General features: G+C 73.5%; 13 protein-coding genes. 8 read left to right on the plus strand and 5 right to left on the minus strand.

Annotated elements, in window-relative coordinates:
• Positions 1-70 precede the first annotated feature (70 nt).
• Positions 71-1,318: an NYN domain-containing protein gene (locus ACQFYA_RS00965; protein WP_499120652.1), complete on the plus strand. Its 1,248-nt coding sequence runs from the start codon at positions 71-73 to the stop codon at positions 1,316-1,318.
• Between the two features lie 19 nt (positions 1,319-1,337).
• Here ACQFYA_RS00965 and ACQFYA_RS00970 read toward each other — a convergent pair whose 3' ends face one another.
• A complete protein-coding gene (locus ACQFYA_RS00970; protein WP_499120654.1) occupies positions 1,338-2,180 on the minus strand; it encodes an alpha/beta fold hydrolase in 843 nt (280 codons plus the stop codon).
• Between the two features lie 130 nt (positions 2,181-2,310).
• Between ACQFYA_RS00970 and ACQFYA_RS00975 the strand changes: the two genes are divergently transcribed.
• From ACQFYA_RS00975 to ACQFYA_RS00995, 5 genes are all read left to right on the plus strand, one after another.
• Positions 2,311-2,958: a lysophospholipid acyltransferase family protein gene (locus tag ACQFYA_RS00975; protein WP_499120656.1), complete on the plus strand. Its 648-nt coding sequence runs from the start codon at positions 2,311-2,313 to the stop codon at positions 2,956-2,958.
• Complete coding sequence (locus ACQFYA_RS00980) at positions 2,955-3,662, plus strand: ubiquinone/menaquinone biosynthesis methyltransferase (protein ID WP_499120658.1); 708 nt, start codon at positions 2,955-2,957, stop codon at positions 3,660-3,662. The genes ACQFYA_RS00975 and ACQFYA_RS00980 overlap by 4 nt, the downstream gene beginning before the upstream one ends.
• 69 nt (positions 3,663-3,731) lie before the next feature.
• A complete protein-coding gene (locus tag ACQFYA_RS00985; RefSeq protein WP_499120659.1) occupies positions 3,732-5,063 on the plus strand; it encodes a histidine kinase in 1,332 nt (443 codons plus the stop codon).
• A 7-nt stretch (positions 5,064-5,070) separates the two neighbouring features.
• Entirely contained in the window at positions 5,071-5,439 is a 369-nt protein-coding gene (locus tag ACQFYA_RS00990; protein ID WP_499120661.1) for a hypothetical protein, read from the plus strand.
• Between the two features lie 51 nt (positions 5,440-5,490).
• The gene (locus tag ACQFYA_RS00995) at positions 5,491-6,183 is read left to right on the plus strand and encodes a response regulator (protein WP_499120663.1); all 693 of its coding nucleotides are present in this window, start codon (positions 5,491-5,493) and stop codon (positions 6,181-6,183) included.
• Positions 6,184-6,202: 19 nt separating this feature from the next.
• Here ACQFYA_RS00995 and ACQFYA_RS01000 read toward each other — a convergent pair whose 3' ends face one another.
• From ACQFYA_RS01000 to ACQFYA_RS01015, 4 genes are read right to left on the minus strand one after another with little or no spacing between them, the layout of a single operon-like run.
• A complete protein-coding gene (locus ACQFYA_RS01000) occupies positions 6,203-7,264 on the minus strand; it encodes an App1 family protein phosphatidate phosphatase (RefSeq protein ID WP_499120665.1) in 1,062 nt (353 codons plus the stop codon).
• 16 nt (positions 7,265-7,280) lie between these two features.
• Positions 7,281-8,192 (minus strand): carbohydrate ABC transporter permease, encoded by a 912-nt coding sequence (locus tag ACQFYA_RS01005; RefSeq protein WP_499120667.1) that lies wholly within the window; start codon positions 8,190-8,192, stop codon positions 7,281-7,283.
• Between the two features lies 1 nt (position 8,193).
• Positions 8,194-9,153, minus strand: a complete 960-nt coding sequence (locus ACQFYA_RS01010) for a carbohydrate ABC transporter permease (protein ID WP_499120669.1) — start codon at positions 9,151-9,153, stop codon at positions 8,194-8,196.
• 16 nt (positions 9,154-9,169) lie between these two features.
• Entirely contained in the window at positions 9,170-10,477 is a 1,308-nt protein-coding gene (locus ACQFYA_RS01015) for an extracellular solute-binding protein (protein WP_499120671.1), read from the minus strand.
• Positions 10,478-10,707: 230 nt separating this feature from the next.
• Here ACQFYA_RS01015 and ACQFYA_RS01020 point away from each other — a divergent pair, with 230 nt between their 5' ends.
• Both ACQFYA_RS01020 and ACQFYA_RS01025 read left to right on the plus strand, forming a co-directional pair.
• Positions 10,708-11,835 (plus strand): LacI family DNA-binding transcriptional regulator, encoded by a 1,128-nt coding sequence (locus ACQFYA_RS01020; RefSeq protein ID WP_499120673.1) that lies wholly within the window; start codon positions 10,708-10,710, stop codon positions 11,833-11,835.
• Positions 11,836-11,927: 92 nt separating this feature from the next.
• Positions 11,928-13,793 carry a glycoside hydrolase family 2 protein gene (locus ACQFYA_RS01025; RefSeq protein ID WP_499120675.1) on the plus strand — a complete coding sequence of 622 codons (1,866 nt, stop codon included), beginning with the start codon at positions 11,928-11,930 and terminating at the stop codon, positions 13,791-13,793.
• The last annotated feature ends 63 nt before the right edge of the window (positions 13,794-13,856 follow it).

The raw sequence follows: 13,856 nt of genomic DNA on the forward strand, positions 1-13,856 counted from the left end.
GCCGACCGGCCCGACCGGGCGCTGAGGCAGCGGGCGCGCGGCCCCCTCGGCGCGCCGTAGGGTGACGAGCATGGACACCGAAGAGCGCCTCGCCGTCTTCCTCGACTACGAGAACCTGGCGCTCGGCGCTCGGGACCACCTGGGCGGGATGCAGTTCGACTTCAAGCCGATCGCGGACGCGCTCGCGGTGCGCGGCCGCGTGGTGGTGCGCCGCGCGTACGCGGACTGGTCGTACTTCGACGAGGACCGGCGCATGCTCACCCGCCACCAGGTCGAGCTGATCGAGATGACCCAGCGGATGGGCGCGTCCCGCAAGAACGCCGCCGACATCAAGATGGTGGTGGACGCCATCGAGATGGCGTTCGAGCGCGAGTACATCACCACGTTCGTCATGTGCACGGGCGACTCCGACTTCTCCCCGCTGGTCCACAAGCTGCGCGAGCTCGACAAGCGCGTCATCGGCGTCGGCGTCGAGAACTCCACGTCGCGCCTGCTGCCGTCGGCCTGCGACGAGTTCCTCTTCTACGACCGGCTCGAGGGCGTCGACGTGCCCGACGAGTCGGAGGCGCCCGCGCCGAAGCGGTCCGGGCGGGGCGCGGGCAAGGGCGCCGGGCGGTCCGGCAGCGGCCGCGGCGGCCGCGCGAAGACCCCCGCACCGGTCGAGACGCCGCCCGAGCCCGCCGAGACCCCCGAGCCCGTCGAGGAGCCCGCCCCCGCGGCGTCGGGCACGCGCCGCCGCAAGAAGGCGCCCGCCGCGGACGCCGCCGCCGAGCCCGCGGCGGAGCCCGCCGTCGAGACCGTGGTCGAGACCGACCTCGAGCAGGACGAGGCCGCCGCGCCCGGGGAGGACGCGACGATGGAGGTCAGGGTGGCGCAGACCCTCGCCGACCTGCAGGCCTCCACCAGCGGCTCGATCACCGCGTCGATGCTGAAGCGCACGCTGGTGCGCAAGGACCCCACGTTCAGCGAGTCCGACTACGGCTTCCGCACGTTCGGCGAGTTCCTGCGCTTCCTGGCCGACCGCGGGTTCGTCGTGCTGTCGCCGGGACCGTCGACCGGCGACCCGGAGGTGGCGCTGCCGGAGCAGCAGGACACGGAGGGCGCGTTCGGCCTGCTGCGCACGGTGGTGCAGGACGCGGGCGGCACCGCACCGCTGTCCGGGCTGAAGAACGAGGTGCGCAAGCGCCGCCCGGACTTCTCCGAGAAGGCGCTCGGCTACCGCGGCTTCCTGCAGTTCGCCAAGGGGGCGCAGGCCGCCGGCGCCGTCGCCCTCGCGTGGGACGACGACGCCGACGACTACCTGCTGACCGCCGGCTGAGGGCCGGGCGCCGCCGGCCTCAGCGGCCGACGAACGCGAGCAGCGCCGCGTTGACCTCGTCGGCGTGCGTCCACAGCAGGCCGTGGGGCGCGCCCTCGACCTCGACGTACTCCGCGTCGGGCACGGCCGCGTGGAAGCGGCGGCCGGACGCGTCGATCGGCAGGATGTTGTCCTTCGTGCCGTGCAGGATCAGGGTCGGCTTGCCGGCCGCGCGCACGGCCTCGACGTCGGGCCGGAAGTCCTCGATCCATGTGGGCACGACGGCGTAGGCGGCGACGGGGGCCGAGCCGACGGCGGTGCTCCAGTTGGCCCGCACGACCTCCTCGGAGACCCGGTTGCCGAGGTTCTCGTCCAGGTTGTAGAAGTCCCGGTAGAACTGCGTGAACCAGGCGTAGCGGTCCGCGCGGGCGGCGTCGACGATCCCGTCGAAGACGGCCTGCGGCACGCCCTCGGGGTTGTCGTCGCGCTGCACCAGGAACGGCTCGAGCGACGCGAGGAACGCGAGCCTCGCGACGCGCTCGTGGCCGTGGTTGCGCACGTACCGCGCGAGTTCGCCGGTGCCCATCGAGAAGCCGACGAGGATCACGTCGCGCAGGCCGAGCGTGGTGAGCACGGTGTCGAGGTCCTGCGCGAACGTGTCGTAGTCGTACCCCGAGCCGACCTTGGACGACGCCCCGAAGCCGCGGCGGTCGTAGGTGACGACCCGGTACCCGGCGGCGAGGAGCTCGCGCGTCTGGAGCTCCCAGCTGTGCCCGTCGAGCGGGTACCCGTGCACGAGCACGACCGGCTGACCGGAGCCCTGGTCCTCGTAGTAGAGCTCGACGTCCGTGCTGTTCTCCTGCCCGACGGTGATGTAGCCCATGGTGGTGCTCCTTCCGAGGGTGCGGAACGACGTTCTCCCGCTGTTCGTGTCGAGGCAGTCGAACACGCCGAGGATCTGCTCGCGGTGCGGGCTCGGCGAGACCGCGCGGAGCAGGGGGCACAATGGTGCGGTGACCTACCGGTTCCTGCGCCTCGTCCTGTCGCTCCTGGTGTACGTGCTCCTGCGTCCCCAGGTGACGGGACTGCACAACATCCCGCGGCGCGGCCCGGTCATCCTGGCGAGCAACCACCTGTCGTTCATCGACTCGATCATCATCCCGCTCGTCGTGCCCCGGCACGTCACCTTCATCGCCAAGGCGGAGTACTGGACGGGCCGCGGGGTCAAGGGCCGCGTCTCCCGCTGGTTCTTCACCACGATGGGCCACATCCCCGTCGACCGCGAGGACCCGCGCGCCGGGCAGCGGTCGCTCGACGACGCGCTCGTCGTGCTCAAGCGCGGCGGCGCCTTCGGCATCTACCCCGAGGGCACCCGCTCCCGCGACGGCAAGCTGCACCAGGGTCACACCGGCGTCGCGTGGCTGGCCCTCGCCGGCTCGGCGCCCGTCGTCCCGGTCGCCCTGCGCGGCACCGACAAGGTGCAGCCCGTCGGCAAGCGGCTGCCCCGCCCGACGCGCGGCATCCAGGTGAACTTCGGCGCCCCGATCGACCCCTCGCGACAGCTCACCACCGGTGGCCGCCCCGCCCAGGTGCGTCGTGAGCTGACCGACCACGTCATGAGCTCCATCCACAAGATGAGCGGCCAGGAGCTCGCCGCGTGACCGTTCCCTCGCCCTCGTCTCGATCGAAGGGCGAGGAGGTGCAGCGCCTCTTCGACACGGTCCCCGGCTACTACGACCGGATGAACCGCCTCATGACCCTGGGCCGGCACGCGGCCTGGTGCCGCGACGTCGCGCGCCGGGCGCAGCTGCCCGCCGGCGGTTCGCTGCTCGACGTCGCCACCGGCACCGGCGTCATCGCCCTCGAGGCGGCGCGGCAGTACCCCGGCGCCACGGTGCACGGCGTCGACTTCTCCGAGGGCATGCTCGACGGCGCGCGGCAGAAGCCCGGCGCCGACGCCGTCACCTGGCGGTTCGCCGACGCGAACGCGCTGCCGTACGACGACGCGACCTTCGACGCCGTCACGCACGGGTACCTGCTGCGCAACGTCGAGGACGCGGAGCGGGTGCTCGCCGAGCAGCTGCGCGTGCTGCGGCCCGGCGGGCGCGTCGTGATCCTCGAGACCTGCCCTCCGCGCGGGCTGCTGCGCGCGCCCGTGACGCTCGGGGTGAAGGTCGTGGTGCCGCTGCTCGGTCAGCTCGTGGCGCGCGACAAGACGTCGTACACGTACCTCGAGGAGAGCACGCTCGGCTTCATGTCCCCCGAGCAGGTCGCCTCGATCCTGTGGCGGCTCGGGTTCGACGACGTCACCTGGCGGCGCCGGTTCCTCGGCACCCACATGATCGTGAGCGCCCGCAAGCCGTAGGCAGCGGCTCGTCCAGGATCCCCCGGCCGGGGGAGGCGCTGGTCCGTGCCGCACGGAACACTGGCGAGCATGACGGCACGGACGACGGCGGACGGCGGGCGGCGCACGCTGCGCCGGGCGCTGGCGCCGCTGACCAGCGCGGCCACGGTGCGTGCCGGGGTCTACCTCGTCATCGGGGGCGTCGTCGCCGGGGCCTACTTCACGCTCGCCGCCGGCTTCGTGCAGATGTTCGCCGACCCGGCCACGCCGCGGGCCGCGGTCGGCGTGCTGGCGCTGCTGACCGCCGTGATCGTGGGCACCCCGCCGTTCCTCGCGCCCGTGCGGGCGCTGGAGATCGCCGCGGTGCGCACGTTCCTCGACCTCGACGCCCGCGACCTGCCCGACCCGGCCGGCCCGCCCACCGTCGCGACCCGGTGGCGCGGGGCAGCCTGGTTCGGGCTGCACCTCGCCCTGGGCGCCGCCGTCACCGTGGGCCTGCTGGTCGCGGTGCCGCTCGCGACGCAGCTGGTGCTGTCCGCCTTCGGCGTCGACCGGGCGTTCCTCGTGGATCTCGTGCCCGCGCTCGTGCAGCACCCGGGCTGGTGGGTGACCCTCGCGGTGCTCCTGCTGCTCGCGCTCCCGTACGCGGCGACGCTCGCGCGCCGGCTGCTGCGGCAGTCCGCCGTGCCGCTGCTCGGCCCCGACCAGACGGCCCGCATCGCGGAGCTCGAGGCGCGCGCCGACCGGCTCGCCGAGCGCGGCCGCCTCGCCCGCGAGCTGCACGACTCCGTGGGGCACGCCCTGACCGTCACGACGCTGCAGGCGGCGGCCGCCGCCCGGCAGGTCGACGTCGACCCCGACGCAGCGCGGCGCTCGCTGTCCGCGATCGAGGAGGCCGGCCGGTCGGCGATGGCGGACCTCGACCACGTGCTCGGGCTGCTGCGCGCGGGCGACGACGCGCCGCGGGCCGAGAGCCTGGCGTCCGCCAGGTCGCTCGGCGATCTGCCCGCGCTCGTCGAGGACGCCCGGCACGCCGGCGCGGACGTGCACCTCGACGTCGCCGCGGGCGCCACTGCCGGGCTGCCGCGCGCGACGTCGCACGGGGCGTACCGCGTGGTCCAGGAGGCGCTCACCAACGCCGTCCGGCACGCGCCGGGGCACCCGGTGGACGTGCACCTGGCGTTCGACGACGCCGGCCACGTCCTCGACGTCCTGGTCACGAACACGGTGGTCCCGGCAGCCGAGCCTCGCGAGATCCGGGTTTCGACAGGCTCGACCGGCGGGAGGGGCGGCCGTGGGCTGCGCGGCATGGCCGAGCGCGTGCGGCTGCTGCGGGGCGAGCTCGACGCCGGGCCGCGCGACGGACGCTGGGAGGTGCGGGCGCGGTTTCCGCTCGACCGTGGGGCCGAGCCCCGCGGATGATCGCGCCGTGGACGAGGTCTTCGGCGGGGAGTGCGCGGCGTGCGGGCACGAGCGGCGCCTGCACGCGGTCGCGATCGCCGTCGTGCGCGCCTGCGCCTCGTGCATCGCCGAGGAGGACCACGACCAGCGGGACGACGTGTGCACCCTGTGGCCGCCGGAGGCCGACTTGCCCGCCCACCAGGTGGTCCGAGCGCGGCTGCGCAGAGGACGCTGGGGCGGGACCCGGCTGACCCTCGACCTGCGCGACGGCCGCACCTGGGCCGTCGCCCGCCGCGGCACGGTGCTCCGGACGGGCGGGATCGAGCGCCTCGGGCGGGAGCTGGCGACCATGACCCTCGGCGACTTCTGGGAGCGACACTTCCTCGGGTTCCGCTGAGCCGCCGCGCACCGTGAGCCGCCGTCCGGGCGATGCGGCAGGATCGACGGCGTGACCCTCCCCCCGGACGCCCCCGACGGTGCCGTGCGCGTCGTCCTCGTCGACGACGAGCCGCTGGTGCGCGCGGGCCTGCGCGTGATCCTCGAGGCCGAGCCGGACCTGCGGGTCGTGGGGGAGGCGGCGGACGGGTCGGAGGTGCCGCGGGCCGTCGCGGAGGCCCGGCCGGACGTGGTGCTCATGGACGTGCGGATGCCGCGGGTGGACGGCATCGCGGCGACGCGGGCGGTCGTCGGGGCGGCGCGGCCGGGCGGCCCGGCGCCGCGCGTCCTCGTGCTCACGACGTTCGAGAACGACGACCACGTGCTCGACGCGCTGCGCGCGGGCGCGCAGGGGTTCCTGCTGAAGCGGGCCCGCCCGGAGGAGGTGGTGCACGCGGTGCGGCTCGTGGCCCGCGGCGACTCGCTGCTGTTCCCGGACGCGGTGCGACGGCTCGTGGCCGCCCACGGCCCCGACACGGCGGCGGGCGACGCCCTCCGGCCGGCCGGCCTCACCGAGCGGGAGGCCGAGGTGCTGCGGCTCGTCGCGGCCGGGATGTCCAACGCCGAGATCGCCGGGGAGCTCTACCTCGGCGTCGAGACCGTGCGCACCCACGTGGGCAACGTGCTCGCCAAGCTGCAGGTGCGCGACCGCACCCAGGCCGTGGTGCGCGCCTACGAGTCGGGGTTCGTGCCGGTCCAGCGCTGATCGTCCGGCCCGGCGGCCGTCACGCCGCGACCCCGGGGAGCACGCTCGCCAGGCGGGCGCCGAGCTCCGTCCCGTCGGCGCCGTGCACCAGCGGGGCGCGCGGGGCCGGCCTGCCGCGCGCCGGGCGGGGGCGGGCGCGGGCGACGTGCCGGATGGCGATCGCCGCCACCCTGCCGGGCCAGCGCGCGGACGCGCGCACGTAGACGTCCTCGTCCTGCTGGCCGGCGTCGCCCAGGAGCAGCCAGCGCACCCGGGGGTACCTGGTCGCGAGCCGGTCGAGGCTGTCGCTCTTGTGCTGCGGGCCGCTGCGGAACCAGCCGGTCTGCGTGGGCCCCCAGTCGGTGAGCAGCAGCGGCCCGGGCGGGAAGCCGTACCGGTCGAGGAACCCGCTGAGCGTCCCGGCCGTGTTCCACGCGCCGTTGGAGAGGTAGACGAACGGCGCGTCCGGGTGCTCGGCCGCGATCCGCCGGTACAGCTCCGGCATGCCGGGCACGGGCCGCCGGGCGCTGCCGCGCCGGACGAACGTGTTCCACGCCGCGACGAACGGGCGCGGCACGGCCGTGATCATCGTCGTGTCGTCGATGTCGCTCACGACGCCGAAGGTCGTGCCGTCCCCGACGACCACCACGGCGGCGGAGGCCTGGGCGCCGGTGCGGGTGGACGTCAGGATCGCGACGTGCCGCCCGGGCCGCAGGGGAGAGGCCTCGGGGAGGGGCACCTCGACGTCCACGTACCCCGCGCGGTCCGTCTCGACGTCGACGACGGCGTCGCCCACGGCGACGCGCACCGGCTCCAGCGGCGCGGGGAGGGAGACGTAGTTCCGCAGCCCCCGCCGCTCGGCGGCCGGGGAGAGCGGGCCGGCGGCGTGGGCGGGCGGCACCAGCACCACGCGCGCCAGCACCCGCACGGCCCGCGGGGTGCCGTACCCCGTGGAGGGACTCAGACGGGGCACCCACCCGCGCCGACGCAGGAACGCCCCCGCCACGGCGCACCACCGGTCCTCGATCAGCGCGGCGACGTGGGGTCGCTGCGTCGGTCGTTCCGTGGGGTGCGGCGTGGCGGGGGCGGTGGGGCCGGACATGCCCCGATCGTCCCTGCTACTGGCCGCCCATGCCTGTCGTGGCCACGCCCTGAACGATGCGGCGCTGGAAGATCATGAACACCACGAGCAGGGGGAGCGCCGCGATCATCGCCGACGCCATGTTCTGGGCGTACTGGACGCCGTAGGCGTTCTTCACCGTGGACAGGCCTACCGGCAGCGTCATGAACTGCGGGTCGGTGGTGACGATGAACGGCCACAGGAAGTTGTTCCACGCGCCGATGAACACGAAGATCGCCACGGCCACGAGGATCGACCTCGACAGCGGGATCACGATCGTCCAGAAGAGCCGCCACGTGCCCGCCCCGTCGATGCGCGCCGCGTCGAGCAGCTCGGCGGGGATGGCGTCGAAGAACCGCTTGAGGATGAACACCATCACCGGCGCCACCACCTGCGGCAGCACGATGCCGGCGAACGTGTCGACCAGCCCCATGGCCTGCATCTGCTTGAACAGCGGCACGATGAGGATCTGCCCGGGCATCATGATCGACGCGACGGTGAGGAACTGCAGCAGGCCGCGGCCCTTGAACACGGTCTGCGAGAACGCGAACGCGGCCATCGCGGAGATCAGCACCGTCAGCGCCGTCACGAGGATGGCGACGACGAAGCTGTTCCACATCCAGCCCAGCAGCTCGCTGTTGCCCAGCACCTGCCGGTAGGCGTCCAGGGTCCAGCCCTGGCTGGGCCACCACGACGCCGGCAGCGCGGCCTCGGCCTCGTGCTTGAAGCTGGTGACGGCGCCCCAGGCGAGGGGCAGCAGCCACAGCAGCGCCATGACGACGAGCGCGGCGAGCGCGGCGGCGCGCACCCACGGGGACGGGCCGATCGTCAGCTTGGTGAGCGTGCGGTTCTCGGCGCGGTTCTGCTGCGCGGTCGACCGGCGGACGGCGACCATCTCGGCGACGGACACGTCAGGCCTCCTTCTTCGTCGGCAGCAGCCGCACCAGCGTGAACACGAGGATCAGGGCGAAGAACACGTACGAGATCGCCGAGGCGTACCCGAGGCGGTAGTTCGTGAAGCCCGTGTCGTAGACGTACTCGAGGATGGGGCGCGTGCTGCCGTTCGGGCCGCCCGCGGTGAGCAGGTAGATCTGGTCGAAGACCTTGAGGGAGGCGAGCAGCTGCAGCACGACGATGACGCCGGTGATGGTCTTCATCTGCGGCAGCGTGATGGAGAACAGCCGCCGCCAGCCGCCGGCGCCGTCGATCGTCGCCGCCTCGTACTGCTGCTGCGGGATGCCCTGCAGGGCCGCCAGGTAGAGCAGGAAGTTGAACCCGACGGTCCACCACACGGTGACCAGGGCGATGGAGAACATCGCCACGTTCTCGTCGGTGAGCCATCCGACCGGCCCGAGGCCGAGCTTGGCGAGCCACACGTCGAGCAGGCCGATCTCGGGCTGGAACAGCCAGCTCGCGAGCGACGACACGACGGCGCTGGTCAGCAGGAACGGCGCGAAGAACGACATCCGCCACACCCACTGGCCGGGCAGGCCGGTGTGCACCAGCAGGGCCATGACGAGCGCGACGACGATGAGGGGCACGGTGCTGAGCACCGTGAACCACACCGTGTGCAGGAGCGTCTGCCACACCTGCGGGTCGCTGAAGGCCTCGACGTAGTTGTCGATGCCGATGAAGGAGCTCCCCGTGGCGGTGAGGCTCTGGTCGGTGAAGCTCATCCACAGGCCGTAGATGGTCGGCCACAGGAGGAACAGCCCGGTCGCCACCGCGAACGGGGCGACGAACAGGTACCCGGACTTGTCCTGCGCGCGCAGCGAGCTGCGCACGGCGGGGGTCGCTCCGGAACGGGTGCCCGCGCCGCGCCGGGGGAGGCGCGTGACGGGGGCGCTGAGTGACGTGCTCGAGGCGGTCATCGTCGTCCTCTCTCGATCAGGCGGGGCTGGGCTGCGAGAGGAAGCGGTTCATCTCGCTGAGCATGCGGTCGACGGCGGTCTGGGGGGACGCCTTGCCGGACAGGGTGTCGGTCATGGCGTCGCCCATGCGCGTCTGGAAGTCGCTGCCGCCGCCGGTGAACCAGGCGTCGGGGTCGAAGACGGCGATCTCGGCCGCGGGCGCGTAGTCGCGCTGCGGCGTGAGCTCCTGGTACTCGGGGGTCTTCACCACGGGCTGGTACGCCGGGATGTGCCCGGCGGAGGCCCAGGTGAGGCCCTCCTTGAGGAGGCCGGCCAGCACGCGGTACGTCGCCTCGCGCTTCTCGGGGTCCGCGTGCGCCTGCCTGGGCAGGACGAACGAGTGCGAGTCGGCGTAGTTGGCCGGCTGGTCGAAGATCGCCGGGAAGGGCGTGGCGCCGACGTCGGGGAGGGCGCCCTGGAACATCGGGAGGTCCCACTCGCCGGAGAACATCAGCCCGGTGCGCTTCGACATGAACCGCCCGGAGGCGGCGCCGCCGTCCTGGTTCTTCGCCGCGACCTTGCCGTCGACCATGGCCTGGAGGAACTCGAAGACCTCCGTCGCCGCCTGCTCGTCGATCTCGGCCGGCTTGCCCGGGGTGAGGTCGTAGCCGCCGCCGTTCTGGTTGTACAGGCCCCAGAACATCCGCCAGCAGCCGGCGGTGTCGCGCAGGTAGCCCCACGAGACGCCCGTCTCGCCCGTGACCTCGGCCATCGCGCGGCCGGCGTCGAGGAAGGCGTCCGCACCGGGCGCGACGGCGAGCTTGCCGCCGGCGTCCAGCAGGCCCGCCTTGCCGGCGATCTCCGGGTTGTTGAACGCGATGTACGGGTGGGTGTCCAGCGGCAGCGCGTACAGCTGGCCGTCGTACTGGGCCTTCTCCCACACCGCGGGGGCGAAGTCGTCCTGCGTGACGCCGAGGTCGGCGAGGGCGTCCAGGTCGAACGGCTCCAGCAGGCCGCCGGGCGCGTACCCGGCGAGGCGCGACATGTGCATCACCGCGGCCTCCGGGGGGCGGCCGCCGGACGACGCCATCGCCAGCTTCGTGTAGTACGGCGCGCCCCAGGCGAGCGTCGTCGATTCGACGCCGATGTCGGGGTTGGCCTTCGCCACGGCGCCGACCATCGTCTGCATGAGCGCGCCGTCGCCGCCCGAGAAGAGGTCCCAGACCATGACCGAGGTCCGGCCCGATCCCGACGCCGCGGGCGTCCCGCACCCGGACAGCGCCCCGCCGAGGGCGATGCCGCCGGCCCCGACGAGGGCCGCCTGGAGCAGGCCCCGTCGACTCATCCGGGGGACGTCCTCCGGGGTGCCGCCGGCACGGCGCGGGTACCGGGCCGGGGCGCGGCTCGGCCACGACCCTGACGAACCCCGGGAAATGCGGTGACTGGTCTTCATCGACCCCTCCTGAGTGCAACGTTGCGCTCCAACGTGGGACCACGATGGACTAGCGGTCGCGGGCCGTCAAGAGATGGTGCCGGCGGCAACGGGGCCGGGGTGGACGACGGAAGGACGGGTGGATGGCGGCGGAGCAGGAGAAGGGCCGGTCGGCCTCGGTCGGCGAGGGGGCGCCGGCGGCGCCCGCGCCGAGGAACAGGCGCAGCGGGCGGGTCGGGATCAAGGACGTCGCGATCGCGGCGGGGGTGTCCTGGAAGACCGTGTCCAACGTGGTGAACGGCACGGGTCGCGTCGGCGACGCCACCCGGGCCCGCGTCGAGGAGAAGATCGCGGAGCTGGGCTACCGGCCGAACCTGGCGGGCCGGCAGCTGCGCCGGGGGCGCACGAACACGCTCGCGCTCGCCGTCCCGTGGGTGCACTCGCCGTACTTCTCGCTGCTCGCGCACATCGTCATCGAGGTCGCGGGGGCCCGGGGCTACCGGGTGCTCATCGAGGAGACGCGCACCGACCGGGACACGGAGCTGCAGGTCGCGCGGGGTTTCGAGGTGCACGCGATCGACGGGATCATCTTCTCCCCGCTCGCGATCGGGCCCGCCGAGATCGCGGAGGTGCGGGGCGCCACGCCGATGGTGCTGCTCGGGGAGCGCGACGACCCGGGGCACGACCGGCGCTGGAGCACCGACCACGTGAGCATCGACAACGTCCGGGCTGCGCGCGACGTGACGGAGCACCTGCTCGCGACGGGCCGGCAGCACCTCGCGTTCGTGGGCGCCGAGCCGGTCGAGGACCGGTCCGGGGCCCTGCGGCTGCAGGGGTTCCGCGAGGCGCACGCGGCGCAGGGGCTCGAGGCCGACCCGCGCTGGATCCTCCCCGTCCCGCAGTTCTCGCGCCAGGCCGGGGTGGCCGCCGTCGAGGAGGTGCTGCCGCGGATCGACCAGGTCGACGGGCTGGTGTGCGCCAACGACGAGCTCGCCCTCGGGGCGCTGCACGCGCTGCGCCTCAACGGGGTGCGGGTGCCGGAGGACGTCGCCGTGACGGGGTGGGACAACACCGAGGACGGGCGGTTCTCCAACCCGTCGCTGACCACCGTCGCGCCGGACCTGCAGTCCATCGCGGAGACGGCGGTCGACCGGGTGATCGCGCAGGTGGAGCGGCGTTCCGACGACGGGCAGACCGGGGACGTGGACGTCGTCGTGCCGCACCGCCTCCTGGTGCGCGAGAGCAGCCGAGCGGCCGCCGTGACGGGGTGAATCGGGTCCACGGGCTGATTCAACGTTGCATTCTCGCGCCGGGTTAGGTTGAATCATCCGCGGCACTGTCGTCCATGCAACGGAGCACCCCGATGACCTTTCTCGACCGCCTCGACCCTCCGTCGGCGCCGACCGGCGCTGCCGTCCCGCGGCCGGAGTACCCGCGCCCGCAGGTGGTGCGCGACCGCTGGCTGAACCTCAACGGCTCCTGGGAGTTCGAGGTCGACGCCGGGGACTCCGGCCTGGAGCGCGGCCTGCGCGAGCGCCCCCTCACCGGCACGATCACCGTGCCGTTCGCCCCGGAGTCCGAGCTCTCCGGGGTCGAGAACACCGACTTCCTCGAGGCGGTCTGGTACCGCCGCGAGGTGACGATCCCCGCCGACTGGTCCGACGTCGCCGACGACACGCACGTGCTGCTGCACTTCGCCGCCGTCGACCACGACACCACCGTGTGGGTGAACGGCACCGAGGTGGTGCGCCACCGCGGCGGCTTCACACCGTTCACCGCCGACCTGTTCGGCGTCGCCGAGCCGGGCGACACGGTGACCGTCGTCGTCCGGGCCCGCGACCACCGCGACATCCCGCAGGCGCGCGGCAAGCAGTCCGGCCTGTACGGCAACCACGACTGCCACTACACGCGCACCACCGGCATCTGGCAGACGGTGTGGATGGAGCCGGTGCCCGGCGCGAGCCTGCGGCGCCCGCGCATCACCCCCGACCTCGGCGGCCGTGCGCTCGACGTGCGCGCGCCGCTCACGCAGAACCGCCGCGGCCACCGCGTCGTCGTGACGGTGACCGACGCCGACGGCGTCGTGGCCACCGAGTCGACCCCCGCGGACCTCGACCTGGCGCCCTCGGTGCGCGTCGTGATCCCCGCCGACCGCGTGCGCCCCTGGTCCACCCAGGACCCGCACCTGTACGGCGTCGAGGTCGAGCTGCACGACGCCGCCGGTGCCGTGGTGGACTCCGTGCGCTCGTACGCCGGCCTGCGGTCCGTGGCGATCGAGGGCAAGGCGATCCGGATCAACGGCGAGCCCGTGTTCCAGCGCCTCGTGCTCGACCAGGGCTACTGGCCCGAGTCGCTCATGACCGCGCCGAGCGACGCGGCCCTCCTGCGCGACATCGAGCTGTCCCTCCACGCCGGGTTCAACGGCGCCCGCCTGCACCAGAAGGTCTTCGAGGAGCGCTTCCTGTTCCACGCCGACCGCCTCGGCTACCTCGTGTGGGGCGAGTTCGGCGACTGGGGCGCCGGCGGCTTCGGCACCTCGAAGGACCACCAGCGGCCCACGACGTCGTTCGTCGCGGAGTGGCTGGAGGCACTCGAGCGGGACGTCTCCCACCCGTCGATCATCGGGTGGTGCCCGCTCAACGAGACCCACCAGGACCTGCACGACCGGATCACCCAGCTCGACGACGTGACCCGCAGCATGTTCCTCGCCACGAAGGTCGCGGACCCGACGCGCCCCGTGCTCGACGCCAGCGGGTACTCGCACCGCGTGCTCGAGACCGACGTGTGGGACTCGCACCACTACGAGCAGGACCCGGCGGCGTTCGCGCGCGACATGGCGGGCCTGGCCACCGACGAGCCGTGGGGCAACACCAACGCCAACGGCGCGATCTCGCTGCCGTACCGCGGCCAGCCCTACTTCTGCAGCGAGTACGGCGGCATCTGGTGGAACCCGGAGGAGGCCGCGGACGCGGCCGGCGACGACCGGACCGAGTCGTGGGGCTACGGCCAGCGCGTGGCGGACGAGGAGGAGTTCCACGCCCGCTTCGCCGGTCTCACGGACGCCCTGCTCGACGACCCGCTGATGTTCGGGTACTGCTACACGCAGCTCACCGACGTGTTCCAGGAGCAGAACGGCATCTACCGCTTCGACCGCTCCGAGAAGCTCGACGTCGACCGGGTGCGCGAGGTGCAGGTGCGCCCCGCCGCCTTCGAGAAGGACGCCGACTGACCACGCACGACCCCGCCGCGCCGGTCGAGCCTGTCGAGAGCCAGCATGGTCTCGACAGGCTCG

The organism is Promicromonospora sp. Marseille-Q5078 (assembly GCF_050315395.1).
In the GTDB taxonomy this organism is placed as follows: Bacteria; Actinomycetota; Actinomycetes; order Actinomycetales; family Cellulomonadaceae; genus Isoptericola.

Excerpts from the sequence above, each read along its gene's own strand:
- ACQFYA_RS00965 (WP_499120652.1), top strand. The coding sequence starts at position 71 with ATGGACACCGAAGAGCGCCTCGCCGTCTTCCTCGACTACGAGAACCTG.
- ACQFYA_RS00970 (WP_499120654.1), bottom strand. The coding sequence starts at position 2,180 with ATGGGCTACATCACCGTCGGGCAGGAGAACAGCACGGACGTCGAGCTC.
- ACQFYA_RS00985 (WP_499120659.1), top strand. The coding sequence starts at position 3,732 with ATGACGGCACGGACGACGGCGGACGGCGGGCGGCGCACGCTGCGCCGG.
- ACQFYA_RS01000 (WP_499120665.1), bottom strand. The coding sequence starts at position 7,264 with ATGTCCGGCCCCACCGCCCCCGCCACGCCGCACCCCACGGAACGACCG.
- ACQFYA_RS01010 (WP_499120669.1), bottom strand. The coding sequence starts at position 9,153 with ATGACCGCCTCGAGCACGTCACTCAGCGCCCCCGTCACGCGCCTCCCC.
- ACQFYA_RS01015 (WP_499120671.1), bottom strand. The coding sequence starts at position 10,477 with ATGAGTCGACGGGGCCTGCTCCAGGCGGCCCTCGTCGGGGCCGGCGGC.
- ACQFYA_RS01020 (WP_499120673.1), top strand. The coding sequence starts at position 10,708 with ATGGCGGCGGAGCAGGAGAAGGGCCGGTCGGCCTCGGTCGGCGAGGGG.
- ACQFYA_RS01025 (WP_499120675.1), top strand. The coding sequence starts at position 11,928 with ATGACCTTTCTCGACCGCCTCGACCCTCCGTCGGCGCCGACCGGCGCT.